The organism is Nitrobacter sp. (assembly GCF_047149785.1).
In the GTDB taxonomy this organism is placed as follows: domain Bacteria; phylum Pseudomonadota; class Alphaproteobacteria; order Rhizobiales; family Xanthobacteraceae; genus Nitrobacter.
This window is the reverse complement of sequence record NZ_BAAGBE010000001.1, coordinates 1479513-1498519: the sequence shown is the minus strand read 5'-3', so window position 1 is coordinate 1498519 and position 19007 is coordinate 1479513. Positions and strand designations below refer to the sequence as shown.

The 19007-nt window shown below is 61.6% G+C and carries 12 protein-coding genes and 1 tRNA gene; 10 read left to right on the top strand and 3 right to left on the bottom strand.

What is annotated here, in order from left to right; genetic code table 11:
- Positions 1 to 121 precede the first annotated feature (121 nt).
- Positions 122 to 1318, bottom strand: coding sequence for a cystathionine beta-lyase (gene metC, locus ACMDCM_RS06890; RefSeq protein WP_412772877.1), 1197 nt, complete (start codon positions 1316 to 1318; stop codon positions 122 to 124).
- 567 nt (positions 1319 to 1885) lie between these two features.
- Between metC and ACMDCM_RS06885 the strand changes: the two genes are divergently transcribed.
- Genes ACMDCM_RS06885 through ACMDCM_RS06870 form a run of 4 tightly spaced genes read left to right on the top strand, consistent with a single transcriptional unit; the run spans position 1886 to position 6421 of the window.
- Positions 1886 to 2920 carry an amino acid ABC transporter substrate-binding protein gene (locus ACMDCM_RS06885; RefSeq protein WP_412774686.1) on the top strand — a complete coding sequence of 345 codons (1035 nt, stop codon included), beginning with the start codon at positions 1886 to 1888 and terminating at the stop codon, positions 2918 to 2920.
- 17 nt (positions 2921 to 2937) lie between these two features.
- The gene (locus ACMDCM_RS06880) at positions 2938 to 4146 is read left to right on the top strand and encodes an amino acid ABC transporter permease (RefSeq protein ID WP_412772876.1); all 1209 of its coding nucleotides are present in this window, start codon (positions 2938 to 2940) and stop codon (positions 4144 to 4146) included.
- Positions 4143 to 5663 (top strand): amino acid ABC transporter permease, encoded by a 1521-nt coding sequence (locus ACMDCM_RS06875; protein WP_412772875.1) that lies wholly within the window; start codon positions 4143 to 4145, stop codon positions 5661 to 5663. Before ACMDCM_RS06880 ends, ACMDCM_RS06875 begins: the two co-directional genes overlap by 4 nt.
- A gap of 14 nt (positions 5664 to 5677) precedes the next feature.
- The gene (locus tag ACMDCM_RS06870; RefSeq protein ID WP_412772874.1) at positions 5678 to 6421 is read left to right on the top strand and encodes an amino acid ABC transporter ATP-binding protein; all 744 of its coding nucleotides are present in this window, start codon (positions 5678 to 5680) and stop codon (positions 6419 to 6421) included.
- Positions 6422 to 6437: 16 nt separating this feature from the next.
- Here the strand turns inward: ACMDCM_RS06870 and ACMDCM_RS06865 are convergent, their stop codons facing one another.
- On the bottom strand, positions 6438 to 7478 hold the full coding sequence (locus ACMDCM_RS06865) for a cysteine synthase A (protein WP_412772873.1): 1041 nt from the start codon (positions 7476 to 7478) through the stop codon (positions 6438 to 6440).
- A gap of 884 nt (positions 7479 to 8362) precedes the next feature.
- Here ACMDCM_RS06865 and ACMDCM_RS06860 point away from each other — a divergent pair.
- The 6 genes from ACMDCM_RS06860 (at position 8363) to ACMDCM_RS06835 (ending at position 18374) form a co-directional block, all read left to right on the top strand.
- On the top strand, positions 8363 to 9748 hold the full coding sequence (locus ACMDCM_RS06860; protein WP_412774685.1) for an efflux transporter outer membrane subunit: 1386 nt from the start codon (positions 8363 to 8365) through the stop codon (positions 9746 to 9748).
- Positions 9738 to 11108 (top strand): efflux RND transporter periplasmic adaptor subunit, encoded by a 1371-nt coding sequence (locus ACMDCM_RS06855; protein ID WP_412772872.1) that lies wholly within the window; start codon positions 9738 to 9740, stop codon positions 11106 to 11108. Before ACMDCM_RS06860 ends, ACMDCM_RS06855 begins: the two co-directional genes overlap by 11 nt.
- A gap of 72 nt (positions 11109 to 11180) precedes the next feature.
- The gene (locus ACMDCM_RS06850) at positions 11181 to 14309 is read left to right on the top strand and encodes a multidrug efflux RND transporter permease subunit (protein WP_412772871.1); all 3129 of its coding nucleotides are present in this window, start codon (positions 11181 to 11183) and stop codon (positions 14307 to 14309) included.
- Entirely contained in the window at positions 14310 to 17408 is a 3099-nt protein-coding gene (locus tag ACMDCM_RS06845) for an efflux RND transporter permease subunit (protein WP_412772870.1), read from the top strand.
- A 56-nt stretch (positions 17409 to 17464) separates the two neighbouring features.
- On the top strand, positions 17465 to 18202 hold the full coding sequence (locus tag ACMDCM_RS06840; protein ID WP_412772869.1) for a tRNA-uridine aminocarboxypropyltransferase: 738 nt from the start codon (positions 17465 to 17467) through the stop codon (positions 18200 to 18202).
- A gap of 98 nt (positions 18203 to 18300) precedes the next feature.
- Positions 18301 to 18374, top strand: a tRNA-Cys gene (locus ACMDCM_RS06835).
- An 80-nt stretch (positions 18375 to 18454) separates the two neighbouring features.
- Here ACMDCM_RS06835 and ACMDCM_RS06830 read toward each other — a convergent pair.
- Positions 18455 to 18976 carry a hypothetical protein gene (locus tag ACMDCM_RS06830; RefSeq protein WP_412772868.1) on the bottom strand — a complete coding sequence of 174 codons (522 nt, stop codon included), beginning with the start codon at positions 18974 to 18976 and terminating at the stop codon, positions 18455 to 18457.
- Positions 18977 to 19007 lie beyond the last annotated feature (31 nt).

The following is a 19007-nucleotide window of genomic DNA, read 5'->3' as shown; positions in this document are numbered from 1 at the left end:
TTCCCGTCCACAATTGGAGTCGAACAGTCAGGCTATCGGCAAACGGCCGCGGATCAAATTCTATTATTCGGCGCAGCCGTAGCAAAATAACAGGGTGAAAAGCGTCAGACCGAGGCCGCGGTCACCGCATGGCGTTGAAGGCGCAAAATCCGCGATCGAGATCGGCCTTGAGATCGTCCACGCTCTCCAGGCCGATATGGAGGCGCAACGTCGGCCCGCCCGGCGCCCAGGCGGTCGCGGTGCGATAAGCGGTGCAATCGAAGGGAATGATGAGGCTCTCATAGCCGCCCCAGGAGTAGCCCATGCCAAACAATTCCACCGTATCGAGCAGCGCATCCACGGCTTCTCGCGGCGCGGGCTTGAGGACGATGCTGAACAGTCCCGATGCGCCGGTGAAATCGCGCTTCCAGATTGCGTGGCCGGGATCGTCCGGCATTGCAGGATGCAGAATCCTCGCGACCTCCGGCCGTTTCGCGAGCCACTGCGCCATCTCGATCGCGGCTTGCTGGTGATGATGCAGCCTCACGGCAAGGGTGCGCAATCCTCTCAGCGCCAGAAACACGTCGTCGGGTCCGGCGCAGACGCCAAGCAGCCGGATGCCTTCGGCGATCGCAGGCCAGGCTTCGGCGTTGGCCGATATGGTGCCGAACATGATGTCGGAGTGTCCGCCGATATATTTGGTCGCCGCCTGGATGCTGATGTCCACGCCTTGTTCGAGCGCGCGGCGGAACAGGGGGGTTGCCCAGGTATTGTCGTCAACCACCAGGGCTCCGTGTTCGTGCGCGACCGCGACGATCGCCGGAACGTCCGGCATCTCCAAGGATTGGGAGCCCGGAGCCTCGACCATGACTGCACGCGTGTTCGGTCGGAACAGTGCAGCGATGCCCGAACCGATCAGCGGATCGAAATATGTGGTTTCGACCCCATAGCGCAGCAGGAGTCCGTCGCAGAAATGGCGTGTGGGCCGATAGACGTTATCACAAACGAGAATGTGATCGCCGGCCTTCAGTACGGACAGTAGCGCGGTGGAGATCGCGGACACGCCGGATGGAACGAGGCCGGCGCCGGCGCATTGCGGGCCCTCGAGAGTCATCAACGCGTCCTGCAACGCGCGGGTTGTCGGCGTGCCATGCCGTCCGTAATGGAATTCCCCGCGATGAGCATGCAGGTCGCCGGCCGTCGGGTAGAGCACGGTCGAACCTCGAACGACCGGCGGATTGACAAACCCCTTTTGCGCCTCGGTGTCTCGACCCGAAACGATAAGTCTGGTTTCCGCCCGAAGCGAATCCGTCGGTCTGCCGCCCTTTGAGAAGGTCATCTGTTCGCCGCTGTCAAAGGAGGCATTTTGCCGCTGACGCGCTTGCCTCGAAACGAGCCGGATCCTGGTTCCGGAGTGATGTTGTTAGTAACAGGAAGGGGAAGACCCTCGTCAACCCCTTGACCCTGCTCGCCAGCGGAGTGAATTTGACCGGCGCGACCCGATCGGTGTCGTAAATCCGGAGACACACCATTGCACGGCGGAGTTCGCTCGAGGGACTGGCTGAGAAAATGAAGCGATTTCGGAACCGCCTCGCTAGCTATGCGCCCCGGACATCAATATCGAATTAATATCGAATTCAAAAACTCCGCCGGCAGCTTCACGCGCAGGAGGGCTCGCTGATACAGCGTGCGAATGTTAGAACAGGCCGCCCGCCAGTCATTTCCGTGATGAAATCCAGCTCCTTTGGTAACCCTGTATCGAGAGGCCTGCCGCGAGTTTCAGCCTCGGTAATCGACAAGGTCCATTTTGGCCGGATTGGTGAAGAAAACAAATCGAGCAAGGCCCAACCCGGCGTCTGAACGCCGCCGAACTGACGATCCATCGATGTCCCTGAAAGGCATTACCATGAAATGCGTACTTGCTGTCATTTTCGCCTGCGTTGCCGGTCTTTCATTGCAATCGGCATCCGCGCAGGAGTCTGCGAAGGCGACGACCACGCTCGACGCAGTCAAGGCGCGAGGCATGCTGTCTTGTGGCGTGAGCCAAGGGTTGCCCGGGTTCTCCGCGCCTGACGACAAAGGCAACTGGACGGGGCTCGATGTGGATGTCTGTCGCGCGATTGCGGCCGCCGTGTTCAACGACCCTAGCAAGGTCAAGTTTGTCCCGCTGTCCGCCAAGGACCGGTTTATCGCCCTGCAATCCGGCGAGATAGATGTCCTGTCGCGCAATACGACGTGGACGCTCTCGCGCGACACGTCGCTTGGCGGAAATTTCACCGGCGTGACCTATTACGACGGACAGGGATTTCTGGTCAGGAAATCGCTCAAGGTCAATTCGGCGCTGGAATTGAACGGCGCGTCAGTCTGCGTGCAGACGGGCACCACGAACGAACAGAATCTTGCCGACTACTTCAAGAGCAACAAGATGAAGTACGAGGTCATCGCGTTCAGCACGGCCGACGAAACCATCAAAGCCTACGAATCGGGCCGGTGCGACGTTTTTACCGCCGATATTTCGCAACTCTATGCCGAACGGCTGAAGCTCTCCAATCCTGCCGATCACGCGGTCCTGCCCGAGGTCATCTCGAAGGAGCCGCTCGGGCCGATGGTGCGTCACGGCGACGATCAGTGGTTCGATCTCGTCAAGTGGACGCTGTTTGCAATGATCGATGCCGAAGAACTCGGCATAACCCAGAGAAACGTCGACGAGATGGCCAAATCGGATAACCCGGAACTGAAGCGCGTCTTCGGGACCGATGGCAATTTCGGCGAACAACTGGGCCTGACCAAGGACTGGGTCGCGCGTATCGTCAAGGCGGTCGGAAATTATGGCGAGGCGTTTGACCGCAATGTCGGTGCGGGTTCGAAGCTCGGGATCGCGCGGGGGCTCAATAAACTCTGGAACCGGGGCGGTATTCAGTACGCGCCGCCGATCCGCTAGCGCCAACGCCCGCAACGATGGCCGCAGAGCCTCGAAAGCCGCCGCTGCAGTTCTTCCTCAAGCTGCGGCGTGCGCTAGGCGGGAAGGCGGGCTGGGGCGGACTTGCGCTGCAGGTCCTGTTCCTCGCCATCCTGGCATGGATCGGCTACGAGATCGTGGCCAACGCGAGGGGAAACCTGGAGGCGCAGCACGTCGCCTCGGGATTCGGCTTCATGTCGCAGACCGCCGGATTCGGCGTCAACCAGACTTTGATCCCGTATTCCGAAAGCGACAGTTACACGCGCGTGTTCCTGGTCGGCCTCCTCAATACTCTGCTGGTAGCCGTGGTCGGCATCGTCATTGCGACGATCATCGGCTTTGCCGTGGCGCTCGGGCGGTTGTCGCCGAATTGGCTGATATCACGCATTTCGGGCGGCTATGTAGAGCTGGTTCGAAACCAGCCGCTGCTGTTCCAGATTTTGTTCTGGTATCTTGCGGTGCTGGGAACGCTGCCGAGTCCGCGGCAAAGCCTTTCGATCTTCGACACCTTCTTTCTCAGCAATCGCGGCTTCGTCATTCCGAAGCCGATCGGACAACACGAGGGGCTTCTTGCCTTTGTCGTCGCGGTCGTGGCTGCCACCATCGGCTGCCTCTTGCTGCGCCATTACTCGCGCCGCGCGCTCTTTCAATATGGACGAGTGGTGGTCGTGTGGCCTTATATTTCGGGTCTGTTGATTGGCGTTCCGCTGGTCGTGGTGCTCCTCTTCGGCGCTCCCTTCACATTCGAGACGCCTGTCCTCAAAGGATTTAATTTTTCCGGCGGGGCGCGGTTGACCCCGGAATTCGTCGCGCTCGCCGTTGCGCTTTCGACATATACGGCCGCGTTCATCGCGGAGGTCGTGCGCGCCGGAATCCTTTCGGTCCACAAAGGTCAGATGGAGGCCGGGGCGTCGCTCGGGCTCTCGCGCGGATCAACGCTGCGATTGATCGTGGTGCCGCAAGCCATGCGCGTCATCCTCCCGCCGCTGACCAATCAATACCTCAACCTCACGAAGAATTCGTCGTTGGCCGTCGGCATCGGATATCCGGATCTGTTCTCGGTGTTTGCCGGAACGACGCTGAGCCAGACCGGGCAAGCCATCGAAATCATCGCAATAACGATGGGCGTCTATCTGCTGATCTCGCTTGCGACAAGTGCGCTCATGAGCGTCTATGGCTGGCGCGTCGCCAGGAGCATGGGCGGATGACCGATCGGTCCGACTACGCGTTCGTTCGCGCCGACCTTGTTCCGGAGCGGCCCCCGCCGGTCAGAACCACTGGCTTTTCCAGCTTTCTTCGGACTCGTCTGCTCAATTCTCCGGGCAACGTGCTGCTGACGGTCGTCGGTATCGTGCTGCTGTGGTTCATCATTGTCCCGGCGATCAGGTTTCTTCTCGTGGACGCGGTCTGGGAAGGCACGGACAGAACATCGTGTCTGGCCGCGGACGCGGGAAAGTCGGTCGGGGCGTGCTGGCCGTTCGTTCAGGCGAAGATCACGCAATTCATTTACGGCTTTTATCCCGAGCCTGAACGGTGGCGCGTGAATCTGACGTTCCTGCTGGCCGCGGTTTTATTGTTGCCGCTACTAATTCCTCGTCTGCCCGCCAAGAGTCTCAACGCCGGCCTGTTCTTTGTTGGGTTCCCCGTCGTAGCCTTTTTTCTGCTGCATGGCGGAGGCATCGAGGGGTTCGGCGTGCGCTGGACCGCCGGTTTTCTCTCGAGCTTGGCCGACGGCGTCGGCGATGTCGGACGGCAGCTCGCCGCGTCAGGAGAAGCAGGCGGAATCGGTCCGGTATTACGGCTTGCGGGACATGCCGTTGCATGGATCGGCGATGCGGCGAACTTTCTGGCGTGGCCGCTGACGTGGCTCCGCGACCGGCTCCAGAATTCCGATCAGCCGGTCTGGTACGACTTGGCGTGCACTGCTGCGATCGTGTCGCTGCTGCTCTTTCTTCTCAACGGCGCATTCCGTGCGGGCTGGCGCGCGTTGTTTGCGGGTCTGACGACGTTCGTCGGCATTGGTCTGGTGATCGCGGTGATGCACCTCGATCGCGGCGGCCTTCCGGTCGTCGATACCCGTCTCTGGGGCGGTTTGCTGGTGACGCTCGTGGTGTCTGTGACCGGCATCGTGTCGTCGATACCGATCGGCATCGCGCTGGCGCTTGGACGGCGCGCCACCATTCCGCTGATCCGGATTTTCTCGATCGCTTTCATCGAGTTCTGGCGCGGCGTTCCGCTCATCACGGTGCTGTTTTTCGCGACCTACATGCTTCCGCTTTTTCTTCCCGGAAACTTCACCGTCGACGGCCTGGTCCGGGTTCTGATCGGCATCGCGTTGTTCGCGGGCGCCTACAATGCCGAGGTTATCCGCGGCGGTCTGGCTGCGATTCCGCGTGGACAGGCCGAAGCCGCCCATGCGCTTGGTCTGTCATACTGGACGACGACGGGACTCATCGTGATGCCGCAGGCGCTGCGGCATGTCATCCCCGGACTGGTCAATAGCTTCATCGCATTGTTCAAGGACACATCGCTGGTCTCCATCATCGCTCTGTTCGACCTGCTCGGAAGCTTGCGGGCCTCGTTCGCGGATCCGACCTGGGCGACGCCCACCACGCTGTTCACCGGGTTCGCTTTTGCCGGAATCATCTATTTCGTGTTCTGCTTCGGCATGTCCCGATACTCGCTGTTCGTCGAAAATCGGCTGAATCCGCACGGGCGAAGTTGAGCTTGGGATGTGCCATGACAGACGCGAACGCCATCGTTTCCATCGTCGGCCTCAACAAATGGTTCGGCAGCTTCCATGTGCTGCGGGATATCGATCTCGACGTGGCGCGAGGCGAGCGTATCGTGGTCTGCGGTCCGTCAGGTTCGGGAAAGTCGACGCTGATCCGTTGCATCAACGCGCTCGAGGAATTTCAGGAGGGCCGGATCGTCGTCGATGGAATCGAACTTGGCCCCAGTCTGCGACGCGTCGAGGAAGTCCGGCGCGAGGTCGGAATGGTTTTCCAGAGCTTCAACCTGTTTCCTCACCTGACAGTGCTCGAAAACTGTACGCTTGCTCCGATCTGGGTCCGCCATGTCCCGAAGAAGGACGCCGAGGCGGCGGCGATGAAGTTCCTCGAACGCGTCAAGATTCCTCAACAGGCCAACAAATATCCGGGCCAGATGTCGGGAGGCCAGCAGCAGCGCGTGGCGATTGCGCGGGCGCTCACGATGAATCCGAAGGTCATGCTGTTCGATGAGCCGACATCGGCGCTCGATCCGGAGATGGTCAAGGAAGTGCTCGACACGATGGTCGATCTTGCCAGGGAGGGCATGACCATGCTCGTGGTCACTCACGAAATGGGATTCGCCAGGGAGGTGGCCGACCGCGTCGTGTTCATGGACGAAGGGCAGATCATCGAATCCAATACGCCGACGAATTTTTTCGCCAATCCGAAACATCCGCGGACCCGGCTTTTCCTCAGCCAGATCCTGCGTTGAGAGCGCTAAAGGCAGCCTAGGCCGGCGCGAGGGGAATCTTCACCGTGCTGCGCTTTTCGAGCCATTGCGGCACGGGAAGGTTCTTGGAGCGCATGAAGTCGGGATTGAACAGCTTCGACTGATAACGGTTGCCGGAGTCGCACAGGATCGTCACGATCGTGTGGCCTGGCCCCAACTGGTTTGCAAGACGAATTGCGCCGGCGACATTGATGCCGGTCGAGCCGCCAAGGCAAAGCCCCTCGTGTTCAAGCAGATCGTAGATCACCGGAACGGCTTCCTCGTCGGGAATGAGATAAGCCTCATCGACCTTGGCATCGGCAATGACCGGCGTCACCCGGCCGAGTCCGATTCCCTCGGTGATCGATCCTCCCGGAGTTGCCTTGGCCACGCCGTTTTTGAACAATTCATACATGGCGGCTCCGCGGGGGTCGGCGACGCCGATGACGATGTCTTTCTTTTTCTCCCGCAGGAATGCGCCGGTCCCGGCCAGCGTGCCGCCGGTCCCGATCGAGCAGATGAATCCATCGACCTTGCCGCCGGTCTGCTCCCAGATTTCGGGGCCGGTCGAAACGTAGTGAGCCTTGGGGTTGTCGAGATTGTTCCATTGATCGGCAAACAGCACGCCGTTGGGCTCGGATTTGCGCAGTTCGTCCGCGAGCCGCCTCGCGATGTGCTGATAATTGTTCGGATTGCTGTAAGGGAGCGCCGGGACCTCGACCAGTTCGGCTCCGCATAGCCGCAGCATGTCTTTCTTTTCCTGGCTCTGCGTTTCCGGGATGACGATCATCGTGCGATAGCCGCGCGCGCTGGCGACGACGGCGAGACCGATGCCGGTGTTGCCAGCCGTGCCTTCGACCACGAGGCCGCCGGGCTTGAGATCGCCCCGCTTTTCGGCTTCCAGGATCATCTGTTTGCCGGCGCGATCCTTGACCGACTGGCCCGGATTCATGAACTCGGCCTTGCCGAGAATGGTGCATCCCGTCGTTTCCGATGCGTGCCTCAACTTGACAAGCGGTGTGTTGCCGATCGCTTCGACGACGTCGTTGTTGATTCTCATGAGGTGCTAAAATCTTGTCAGCAGTTGCGGGATTTGACGGCAACCTGGTGTCCCGATTCCGAAGGTCGCATGTCCTTGCAGCAACCTTTGGCGCGAATTTCGAAATCAAAGGGACATCGGCAACCTTATGACTCCGGTGTGGTTCGGGTTCAGCAGTTCGCTTGACGGACCCGCCGGACGCGCGATGCGAACTTCTGAGCCACCAGACTAGTTGAGAGGTGGAGACGGCACAAGTGAGCGAAGGTCATCAGCAGGACAGGCCAGCCATTCCGTGCAATGACCCACCCCGACGGACGCCCGCCGGCGCTGTTGCGGCGTGCCGTCTCAAGCCCAGGATCGCGCGCCTGCAAAGGGCATATCTGTCGTTTTAAGGGTTTTGCGCGCTTTGATTCGTCTGCTTCATCCGTATTGGCCGGGAGCGAGTCGCGCGAAGAACGCTTCCTGACCCGAGGATCCTCGGTGGCGTGCGGCCCGGAGCCGCAGCGATGCATGAAATCTTGGTAAGATTGCCGCACCTGTTTGCGACCGGAGCGCCGGGAAAGCCTTTCAAAACGGGGCTTTTGGTAAGTCCGGGCCATCCGCGGGCGTGGCTTCAATGGAACGTATCTAATGATCGTGGCCGGGCAGGGACTGTCCGTCGATTGATCGGGCCGCTAGAATAGGGCCGTTCTAAGAGAAAGCATAACGACTGGTGCCCGCATCGTTCTTTCACACTGAAATAGGTTGGCACGGGACGCCCCCACCTCACGCAAATACCTATCGTCCACCGCCCGTCGGGGGCCGGCGTGAGTGATCCTTCGGCGAAGGACCCGGTCGATCCGAAGAGGGCTTCGACATGGATTTGGCGTTCCGCCACGCTTCTCCCGGTGTTGGCGGCGGCTGCGATGTCGGCCGGCTGCATCCTGACCAGGGATCTTCCGGATCCTGCGCTGGACATTCCCGCCGGCTACAACGCCGTGCGGCCGAGCGCGGCTGCCGCCCCGCCCACGCTTGACTGGTGGCGCGGCTTTCGCTCTTCCGAACTGACGAGCCTGATGGAGGAAGCCCAGACCGTCAATCTGGACATTGCCGCTGCCACGGCGCGGATCATTCAGGCCGACCAGCAGGCCCGGATCGCGGGGGCGGCGCTGCTGCCGAGCGTCAGCGTCGGGGGTCAGGAAGGCTATTCCCGCACTTCGGGCTCAAGCTCCAACGGCTTGAGCATTGGCGGTCGGGAGGTCGTGAACTACTCGACTTCGCTGAGCGCCGCGAGTTATGAGGTCGATTTCTGGGGTAAAAATCGCGACGCCGCCCTGGCCGCGGAGGAAACCGCGACCGCGAGCCGCTTTGATCGCGATGTGGTCGACCTGACGACGCTGACCAGCGTTGCGAACGCCTATTTTCAGGTCCTTGCGGCGCAGGATCGTATTAGTACCGCCGAGCGCAACATCGCCAGCGCCGCGCGCGTCCTCGAGGCGATCAAGCAGCGGCTGAAGGCCGGCACCGGGAGCGATCTCGACGTCGCGCAACAGGAAAGCGTGCTGGCCAACCAGCGGGCCGCCGTTCCGCCGCTTCGTGAGATCCTGGGACAGAACATCAATGCGCTCGCGACGCTGGTGTCTCGTCCGCCAGAGAGCGTGAAGGTCAAGGGCGGTTCGCTCAACCGGATTGCCGTCCCGCGGGTGACTCCGGGTCTGCCGTCGGAATTGTTGACGCAGCGTCCGGACATCCGCCGCCAGGAGGCTCAACTCGCATCGGCAACCGCCAACGTGGGCAGCGCGCGCGCGCAATTTTTTCCGAGCATTCAATTGACGGGGCAGGGCGGTTATCAGAGTTCGGCCCTGGTCGCGCTGTTCCAGCCCCATGCGGCTTTCTTCAGTCTGGCCGGCGGACTGACGCAGCCGATCTTCGACGGCGGCAGGATTCTCGGCAACTTCGAATATACCAGGGCGCGACAGGACGAACTGCTTCAGACATACCGCAAGACGGTCGTTTCGGCGTTCGCCGACGTCGACAATGCGTTGATCGCGATCCGCCAGACCACCGAGAGGCTGCGCCTCCAGCGGGAGGTCCTTGCCGCCTCGCGCAGGGCGTTCGAACTGTCCGAACAGCAGCTTCGGGCCGGCACCGCCGATATCGTTACCGTGCTGAATACGCAACTGACGCTGTTTCAGGCGGAGGACTCGCTGTCGCAGGCGCAGCTTGCGCGGCTCCTGGCGATCGTGAGTCTTTATCAGTCCCTCGGCGGCGGCTGGGAACCGAGGATAGAGAGGGCGGGCAATGCTCTTTAAACCGGGTCTGGACGAAACCGCGAAGGCGGCCGGCGCCGGCATACGCAACAAGGTGACGGGCCGCGGACGGCGACGTCCCGTGTGGATCGTCATCGTGCTCCTGGTCGCCGTAGGGCTCTCCTATCTCGGCTGGACCGCATTCACGCAGAACAAGCGCGACGGAAGGACGCGGCCCGATCATGCCGTTCCGGTGCTGGCTGCAACGCCGCGCATCCAGGACGTGCCGGTCTATCTCGACGGCGTCGGGACAGTCCGGGCCTTGAACACGGTCACCGTGCGCTCGCAGGTCGACGGCAAGCTGATCGCCGTCAATTTCGCCGAAGGGCAGGACGTGCAGAAGGGCGACGTGCTGGGCGAGATCGATCCCGTGATCTATCAGGCGCAGTACGATCAGGCGGTCGCGAAGAAGGCTCAGGATGAAGCGCAACTCGCCAACATGCGCCTCGATCTGAAGCGCTACCAGCAACTGGCCGCCTCCAACGCCGGATCGAAACAGCAGGCCGATACGCAGACGGCGGTCGTCGCGCAACAGGAGGCGCTCATCAAGGCCGATCAGGCCGCGATCGACACCGCCCAGGCGATGCTCGGTTACACCAAGATTATCGCGCCGATTTCGGGACGCACGGGCCTGCGCCAGGTCGATCGGGGCAACATCATCCATGCTTCCGATGCGACCGGACTTGTCATCATCACCCAGCTTCAGCCCATCGCCGTGCAGTTCAGCCTGCCGCAACAGCAGATCGCGCGCGTGAATGCGGCGATCGCGAAAGGGGCTCTCGAAGTCGACGTCTTCGGAAACGACGGAACGACGGTTGCCGATACCGGCAGGCTGGTCGGCATCGACAATCAGGTCGATCCCACGACCGGCACGTTGAAGCTGAAGGCCGAATTTCCAAATCGAAACCTCCAGCTCTGGCCGGGACAGTTCGTCAATGTCCGCCTCAAGGTGGAAACGCTGTCGCAGGCGACGGTCATACCGACGTCCGCGGTGCAGCGCGGTTCGCTCGGAACCTTCAGCTATGTGATCGGAAGCGACGATACCGTGACAGCGAAGCCGATAACGGTGACGCAGCAGAACGAAAATGACGCTGTGATTGCCAAGGGCATTGCTCCCACGGACCGGGTGGTCACCACGGGATTTGCCAATCTGTCCGACGGCGCAAAGGTGGTCGTGAGCGAGAACCACCAGCCGCCGACGGCGGATCTTGCGCCTCACAACCGCCGAGGCAGGCGCGGCGACAATCAAGGCGGCAGCAATGGTGAACGCCGCGGCAAGCGGGGTGAGGGAAATCAAAACCGTTCGAGAAGCGGAACGCAGGAAAGCGGGCAGCCGGGCGGCAACGCAAAGGCTCAACCTTGATCCCGGGGACAGGGTCCTGAGCATCCAATTCGCGGCAGCGAGCTGATAGACGAGCTAATAGACGAGATAGACATGGGCGTCTCCGAACCGTTTATTCGTCGTCCCATCGCGACCTCCCTGCTCGGGATCGCGCTGATGATCGGAGGCGCGCTCGGCTATTGGGCGTTGCCGGTCTCGGCGTTGCCGCAGGTCGACTTTCCAACGGTGCAGGTGACGACCCAGTTGCCGGGCGCGAGTCCCGACGTGGTGGCGTCGCTGCTGACCGCGCCGCTGGAGCGCCAGCTCGGACAGATCCCGTCGCTGTCGTCCATGACATCGACAAGCTCGTTCGGCGTCAGTCAGATTTCCCTGCAATTCGATTTGAACCGCGATATCGACGGCGCCACGCAGGACGTGCAGGCGGCCATCAACGCCGCCGCCGGGATATTGCCGAAGAACCTGCCGTATCCGCCGACTTATGCCAAAGTGAATCCGGCGGATGCGCCGGTGATGACGCTCGCGCTGACATCGGACACCGTCTCGCTGCGCGCCATGAGCGACCTTGCCGATACCGTCCTGACCCAGCGTCTCAGTCAGATTTCGGGCGTCGGACGCGTTTCCGTGCTTGGCGGCTTGAAGCCGGCAGTGCGCGTCCAGGCGGATCTTGCGCGGCTTGCCGCTTACGGCATCTCGATGGAGGATTTGCGCACCGCGATTGCCGGCGCCAATGTTTCGGGACCGAAGGGTTCTCTGGACGGCGCGCAGCAAGCCTACACCATCGCCGCCAACGACCAGATCGCGGCGGCGAATGCCTACAAGCCGATCATCGTCGCCTATCGTAACGGCGCTCCGGTCACGATCGGAGACGTCGCCCGGATCGTGGACGGACTGGAAAACGATCGCACCGGCGGTTGGTATAATGGAACGCCGGCCGTCATCATCGATATCCAGCGCCAGCCCGGCGCGAATGTGATCGAGGTTGTCCGCCAGATCCGGGAGGAGATTCCGAAGGTCCAGCGCACGGTTCCGGCCGGCGTCAAACTGACGGTCGTCAGCGACCGCACCGTGACGATCCGCGCCTCCGTCCGCGACGTGCAATTCACGCTGATCCTCAGCGTCGTGCTCGTTACGCTTGTCGTCCTGCTTTTCCTGCGCTCGCTGCGGGCGACGTTGATCGCGGGCGTGGCGCTCCCGTTGTCGCTGATCACCAGTTTCGGCATCATGTATTTCGCCGGGTTCAGTCTCGACAACCTGTCGCTGATGGCGCTGACGATCGGCACCGGGTTCGTTGTCGACGACGCCATCGTGATGATCGAAAACATCGTCCGCCACATGGAGAACGGCGAAAGCGCCCTGGAAGCCTCGCTCCGGGGTGCGAGCGAGATCGGCTTCACGGTGATTTCGCTCACGGTCTCGCTGATCGCGGTGTTCATTCCGCTCCTGTTCATGTCCGGGCTGGTCGGACGGATGTTCCGCGAATTCGCCCTGACCCTGACCATCGCGGTCGTCACGTCCGCCGTCGTGTCGCTGACTCTGACGCCGATGATGTGCTCCCGGCTTCTGAAGCGCTCCGAAGGCAAGCGCGCGACGCCGGGATTGGCGTGGGTCAGCCGCAATATCGATCGCATGGTCGAGTTCTACCGCCGGAGCCTGCTGTGGGTGCTTGCGCACCAGTCCGCAACGCTGGCCGTGACCTTCGCGACCATTGCCGCGACGTTGATCCTTTACGTTGTCGCGCCAAAGGGATTTTTGCCGCTGCAGGACACGGCTTCCATCACGGCGGTCACGGAAGCCGGACCGCACGTGTCATTCGCCGAAATGCAAAGCCGTCAAGCCGAGGTGGCCGGCATCGTCAAACGGGATCCGGATGTAACGGGTGTCGTCTCGGTCATCGGCGCCGGTTCCGTGAATCCCACGACGAACGTCGGGCGACTGGTGATGACGCTCAAACCGAGGAGCGATCGCAGCGACGATGTCGCTGCCGTGGTCGCGCGTCTGAAGGAGCGCGTTGCCTCGATCCCCGGCATGACGGTTTATTTTCAACCGGTGCAAGATGTTCAGATCAGCACGCAGTCGAGCCGTTCGCAATACCAGTACACCCTGACGGGGACCGACGCCGCGGATGTTTCGGAGTGGGCCCGCAAGCTGGTTGCCGAGCTTCGTCGCGATCCGCTGTTTCAGGATGTATCCTCGGAAGTGCAGGAGGGAGGTCTGCGAGCCGCGCTGAACATCGACCGGTCGCGCGCGGGCCAGCTCGGCGTCAGCCTGCAGGGCGTCAACGACACGTTGAACGACGCGTTCGCGCAACGCCAGATCTCGACCGTTTACGGGCAAGCCAATCAGTATCGCGTTGTGCTGGAAGCCTTGCCGCAGTATCAGCGCGATCCCTCGATTCTCTCCAAGCTTTATCTGCCGGGCCTCGCCGGTGCGCAGGTGCCGCTGTCCGCGGTTGCGACGTTGACCCGAACCACGGCGCCGCTGGCGATCTCGCATCGCGCGCAATTTCCGGCGGCGTCGCTCAGCTTCAATCTCGCCCCCGGCGAAGCGCTCGGCGATGCCGTGGAGCGGGTCAAGACCATCGAGAGCCGCATCGGTATGCCCTCAAGCATCGTCGGCGTATTCTCGGGCGATGCCGCCGAGTTCTCGAAATCGCTTGCGGGGCAACCCTGGCTGATCCTGGCCGCGCTGGTCACGATCTACATCGTTCTGGGCGTCTTGTATGAGAGCTACATTCATCCGATCACGATTCTTTCGACGCTGCCTTCGGCCGGCGTCGGCGCCATTCTCGCGCTGATGCTGTTCGGACAGGATCTCTCCGTCATCGGCCTGATCGGCATCATTCTGCTGATGGGCATCGTGAAGAAGAACGCGATCATGATGATCGATTTCGCGCTCGAGGCCGAGCGCCATCAGGGCATGTCGGCGACCGAAGCGATCGTGCAGGCATGTCTGCTCCGGTTCCGCCCGATCATGATGACCACTCTGGCTGCGCTGTTCGGCGCGCTGCCGCTGGCGATTGAAAGCGGCACAGGCGCTGAACTGCGGTTCCCCCTCGGCATCTCGATCATCGGCGGCCTGCTGCTCAGCCAACTGCTCACGCTTTACACCACGCCCGTGATCTATCTGGCGCTGGATCGGCTGAACAAGCGCATCGAGCAGGCGGTGCCGACGGGTGGGCCGGAGCGGCCGCCAATCGCGGGTGCGACCGAGGGCATGCAATAGATGGTCTCGATCTCCGAGCCATTCATCCGAAGGCCGGTCGGCACCACGCTTCTGGCGATCGGCCTGTTTCTGGTCGGCGTGGTCGCTTACGGGTTTCTCCCGGTGGCCTCGGTGCCGAACGTCGATTTCCCGATGATCCGGGTGTCGGCCAGCCGGCCGGGGGCGGACCCATCGGTGATGGCGGCAACCGTGGCCGCTCCGCTGGAGCGCCGGCTCGGCGAGATCGCCGGCGTCGATCAGATCACATCCACGAGCACGCTCGGCGCCACCAGCATCCAGCTTCAGTTCGCGATCGGGCGGGATATCGACCATGCCGCCCGTGACGTGCAGGCGGCGATCAACGCCTCGCTCGCCGATCTGCCGACCGATCTGCCGACATTGCCGAAATTCCGCAAGGCCAATCCCGCCGCTGCGCCGGTCTTTGTTCTGGGACTGACATCAAAAACCATGTCCACCAGCGCGATCTACGATGTCGCCGACACCGTGATCGTGCAGCGCATCTCGCAGGTTCCAGGTGTCGGCGAGGTTTCGGTGAGCGGCGCCGATCAGCCGGCCGTTCGGATCGCGCTCAACCCGGTGGCGCTCTCGAACGCCGGCATCGCGACCGACGATGTCCGGACCGCGATCGTGAATGCGAATCCGCTCGGCCCCGTGGGGATCTTCAATGGCGGCCGCCAGAGCGAGACGTTGTCGACCAACCGTCAGATGCGGACGGCGGCCGAGTTTCGCGACATCGTCATCAAAAGCTCCGGAGGAAATTTCGTCCGGCTCTCGGACGTGGCCGACGTCAAGGACGCCACGCGAAACAGCCGTTCGATCGCGTGGTTCAACAAGCAGCCCGCGGTGCTGATCCAGATTACCAAGCAGGGCGACGCCAACGTCATCGATACCGTCGACCGGGTGAAGGCGATGATTCCCGAACTCAAGCAGTGGATTCCGGCCGGCGTCGAGATATCGACCATTGTCGATCGTACCGGCTCGATCCGTGCGAGCGTCGACGACATGCAGTGGACGCTGCTGGCGACAGCCGTTCTCGTGATGGTGGTCGTTTATGCGTTCCTTCGCCGTCTCACGCCGACCGTCGCGGCTGGCGTGTCGGTTCCGCTGGCGCTGGCCGGCACATGCGCGGGAATGTGGCTGGCGGGCTTCTCCATCGACAACCTGTCCCTGATGGCGCTGGCCATTTCCGTCGGTTTCGTGGTCGACGATGCCATCGTCATGATCGAGAACATGTACCGCAATCTCGAGCACGGGCTGCCGCCCTATCGGGCTGCACTCGAAGGAGCAAGGCAGATCGGCTTCACGGTGCTGTCGATCAGCCTGTCGCTGGTCGCCGCGTTCACGCCCCTGATCTTCATGGACGGCGTCGTCGGCCGGCTGTTGCGAGAATTCTCGCTCACCCTGACATTCGCGATCGTGGTGTCGACCGTTGTGTCGTTGACGGTTACGCCGATGATCTGCGCCCATTACATCAAGCGGGCGACGTCAACCGATGCGACCCGGTTCGACCGGCTGGTCGAAAGGTTGCTGTCCCGACTTGTGACGTTCTATACGCGGACGCTGCGCGTCGTGCTCGGCTTTCCCGTCCTGACGTTGCTGGCGTTTTTTGCAACGATCGCCCTGACCGTGACGCTGTATGTCAAGACGCCGAAAGGTTATTTCCCAATCGATGACAGCGGCTTCATCATCGGCTCGACGCGCGCATCGGCCGACGTCTCCTTTCAGTCCATGCTCGGCCTTCAGCAGCGTGTCATGGATCTCGTGATGGCGGATCCTGCCGTGCAGGGGATCGGCTCCTCGATTGGTGGCAGCAGCACGCGCGGAGGCTCCAATCGCGGATTCATGTACATCACGCTGAAGCCGCCTTCCGAGCGGGGCGGGCTGCCGACCCAGCAGGTCATCGACAGGCTGCGGCGGAATCTCGGCGCTGTGCCTGGCATCAGGCTGTTCATGTTCGCCGCGCAGGATATTCGCAGCGGCGGACGGCAGAGCGATTCCAACTATCAGTACACGCTCTCCAGCACCGACCTCGATCTGTTGCAGAAGTGGGCGCCTCTCGTCGCCAAGCGCATGGAGACGGTTGAGGGAATAACGGACGTCTCCAGCGACCGCGACCCCGGCGGCCTGCAACTGACGTTGTCGATCGACCGGCAGAAGGCGTCCAGCCTCGGCGTCAGGGTTCAGGACATCGACAACGCGCTCAATAACGCATTTTCGCAACGGCAGATTTCAACCGTCTACACCCAGCGCAATCAGTATCAGGTCATTCTCGAAATCGATCCGAAATTTCAGCAGGACCCCTCCAACCTTGATCGCATCTTCGTTGCGGGAGCCAACGGAGTGCAGGTGCCGCTGTCCACCGTCGTCCGCTATCGGCGCGATCTTTCGCCGCTCGCCGTCTATCATTCGCAGTCGTTTCCATCGGTGACGATATCCTTCAACACGTTACCCGACGTAGAGCTTGACGAGGCGACCGCCAATATCCAGCGCGCAGTGAACGAATTGCATATGCCCGAGGGCATTCGCGGAAGCTTCGAGGGCAACGCCGCCGATTTCCGCAAGACCTCGGGACGCCAGCCGTTGCTGATCCTTGGCGCGCTCGTCGCAATGTATATCGTGCTCGGCATTCTCTACGAAAGCCTCGCCCATCCGCTCACCATCATCTCGACTTTGCCTTCCGCCGGTCTCGGCGCGCTGCTGGCCTTGCAGATCACCGATACGCCGCTGACAATCATTGCATTCGTCGGCATCATTCTTCTCATTGGCATCGTCAAGAAAAACGGCATCATGATCGTTGATTTCGCGCTGGATGCCGAACGCCAGCGCGGCCTGTCGTCCGGGGATGCGATCTTCGAGGCGTGCAGCGTGCGTTTCCGGCCCATCCTCATGACGACCATGGCCGCGATTTTCGCAGCGATACCGCTGGTGCTCGCGACCGGTCCGGGCACCGAACTGCGGCGACCGCTGGGCATAACGATTATCGGCGGGCTGCTGGTTTCACAGATATTGACACTCTACACGACCCCCGTGATCTACCTTCTGATCGACCGGCTGCGGCGGCGAGGTGAGGCCGCTCCGGCGGTCGCACCGGCCGAATAGGCAGGAGAAGTGATCGGTTTTCTTGCCGGCAGGATGGACGCGGCGTATAGCGGGCCATGCCCAAGAACGCCGACGAATCCGCCGCAGATAAGAAGCCCGATGCTGCGGAGGATTGTCGACGATGCCACAAGCCGCTGGCGTTCTGCGTTTGCGACAGCGTCGAGCCGATCACGAACAGAACGTCGCTCCTGATCCTGCAGCATCCGCAGGAGCAGGACAGGGCGCTCGGAACTGCCCGGCTCACGGCGTTACACTTTCCGGACGCCGTGTTGAAAATCGGGCTGTCCTGGCCCAGTCTATCGAAGGCGCTCGGCCGGCCGGTGCATGATCCGTCGCGCTGGGCGGTGCTTTATCTCGGATCGGCCAGGGCCGATTCTTTCGGCACCGAAAGCGCCATCGTGGCGATCGACCGCAAGGGCGAGATGGAAGACGATCAGCGCGGCATCCTCTCGGACATTGAAGGTATCGTGCTGCTCGATGGCACCTGGAGCCAGGCCAAGGCGCTTTGGTGGCGCAATGCGTGGATGTTGAAGTGCCAGCGCGTCATTCTGGGACCCCGACGACCATCGCGTTACGGAAAGCTTCGCAGAGAGCCTCGTCGGGACGGACTTGCCACGATCGAGGCCGCGGCGATGCTGCTCGCCGGTCTCGAAAGTCGTCCGGACATCGAGACGACGTTGCTGGCGAGTTTCGAGCGGATGCTGGCGAAATATCGCGAGGTCCAGGCGACGATGCCCGAGCTTGCGCCCCGGCCGAAACCGAAGAGGGATTATCGGCGCCGCAAACGAGCCTGAGCCGGCAGTTTCAGAAATGCAATTTCAGAATTTACATCGGACCAGTCTGAGCAAGGTTGCCTAACTAGCTGATGCTCTATATTGATCCCGATTCAAGGGGCCACGTGGCGGAGTGGTTACGCAACGGTCTGCAAAACCGTGTACTCCGGTTCAATTCCGGACGTGGCCTCCATCAATATAATCAAAATCTTATATCGATTATTTGATGAATTGTCTTATGTGCTGACGTGCCCGTTGGCTCGACGAATCCAATCAGCAGGCGCCGTTCCAGCCATCCGGGAAATGAAAAAACGGCCACGCGATCTCGTTGTCGTTGGCGGCCTGCGGAGACCCCTCGAAATGCAGGTCGTCCTGATCCGACGAAACCTTCAGAGCGGCTTCTTCGATGCGCGGAGCGATTGCGGCGCTCACGGCGCTCAGCAACCGTTCAAACTCGGCTTCACTCATGCGCGCCTCACTTTTCTTGTTTCTTGTGCGCACAGTGCCAGAAAGGGCTTGGGCTCCCGTTGCGGGAATTGCTAAAATTGTTTCGATTGCCGGTAAAATATAAGCGACCCTCAACACCGGGACATCGGGAACGACGGCGCGGCGTTTGCTACGGATTGTCGAACAGGGCTGGGTCGTCAAAGCTTGCAGGTTGGTTAACCGGCAGTGGATCGCCAGCCATCTCGGCGCGCGTGTCCCGATTGCCGTGAACAAGAGCGCGGATGAATGCTGAACGCCGACGCGACCGATTTTACGCTTGAATCGATTTAACCCTGTCGCAATCGGCAATAATTATTGTTTCCCTGCGCTCCGGGGTATT

What these genes read in the sequence shown, in the direction of transcription:
- ACMDCM_RS06880 (WP_412772876.1), top strand. Translation starts at nt 2,938, where the DNA reads ATGGCCGCAGAGCCTCGAAAGCCGCCGCTGCAGTTCTTCCTCAAGCTG.
- ACMDCM_RS06840 (WP_412772869.1), top strand. Translation starts at nt 17,465, where the DNA reads ATGCCCAAGAACGCCGACGAATCCGCCGCAGATAAGAAGCCCGATGCT.
- ACMDCM_RS06870 (WP_412772874.1), top strand. Translation starts at nt 5,678, where the DNA reads ATGACAGACGCGAACGCCATCGTTTCCATCGTCGGCCTCAACAAATGG.
- ACMDCM_RS06845 (WP_412772870.1), top strand. Translation starts at nt 14,310, where the DNA reads ATGGTCTCGATCTCCGAGCCATTCATCCGAAGGCCGGTCGGCACCACG.
- ACMDCM_RS06850 (WP_412772871.1), top strand. Translation starts at nt 11,181, where the DNA reads ATGGGCGTCTCCGAACCGTTTATTCGTCGTCCCATCGCGACCTCCCTG.
- ACMDCM_RS06865 (WP_412772873.1), bottom strand. Translation starts at nt 7,478, where the DNA reads ATGAGAATCAACAACGACGTCGTCGAAGCGATCGGCAACACACCGCTT.
- ACMDCM_RS06855 (WP_412772872.1), top strand. Translation starts at nt 9,738, where the DNA reads ATGCTCTTTAAACCGGGTCTGGACGAAACCGCGAAGGCGGCCGGCGCC.
- metC (WP_412772877.1), bottom strand. Translation starts at nt 1,318, where the DNA reads ATGACCTTCTCAAAGGGCGGCAGACCGACGGATTCGCTTCGGGCGGAA.
- ACMDCM_RS06875 (WP_412772875.1), top strand. Translation starts at nt 4,143, where the DNA reads ATGACCGATCGGTCCGACTACGCGTTCGTTCGCGCCGACCTTGTTCCG.
- ACMDCM_RS06860 (WP_412774685.1), top strand. Translation starts at nt 8,363, where the DNA reads ATGTCGGCCGGCTGCATCCTGACCAGGGATCTTCCGGATCCTGCGCTG.
- ACMDCM_RS06885 (WP_412774686.1), top strand. Translation starts at nt 1,886, where the DNA reads ATGAAATGCGTACTTGCTGTCATTTTCGCCTGCGTTGCCGGTCTTTCA.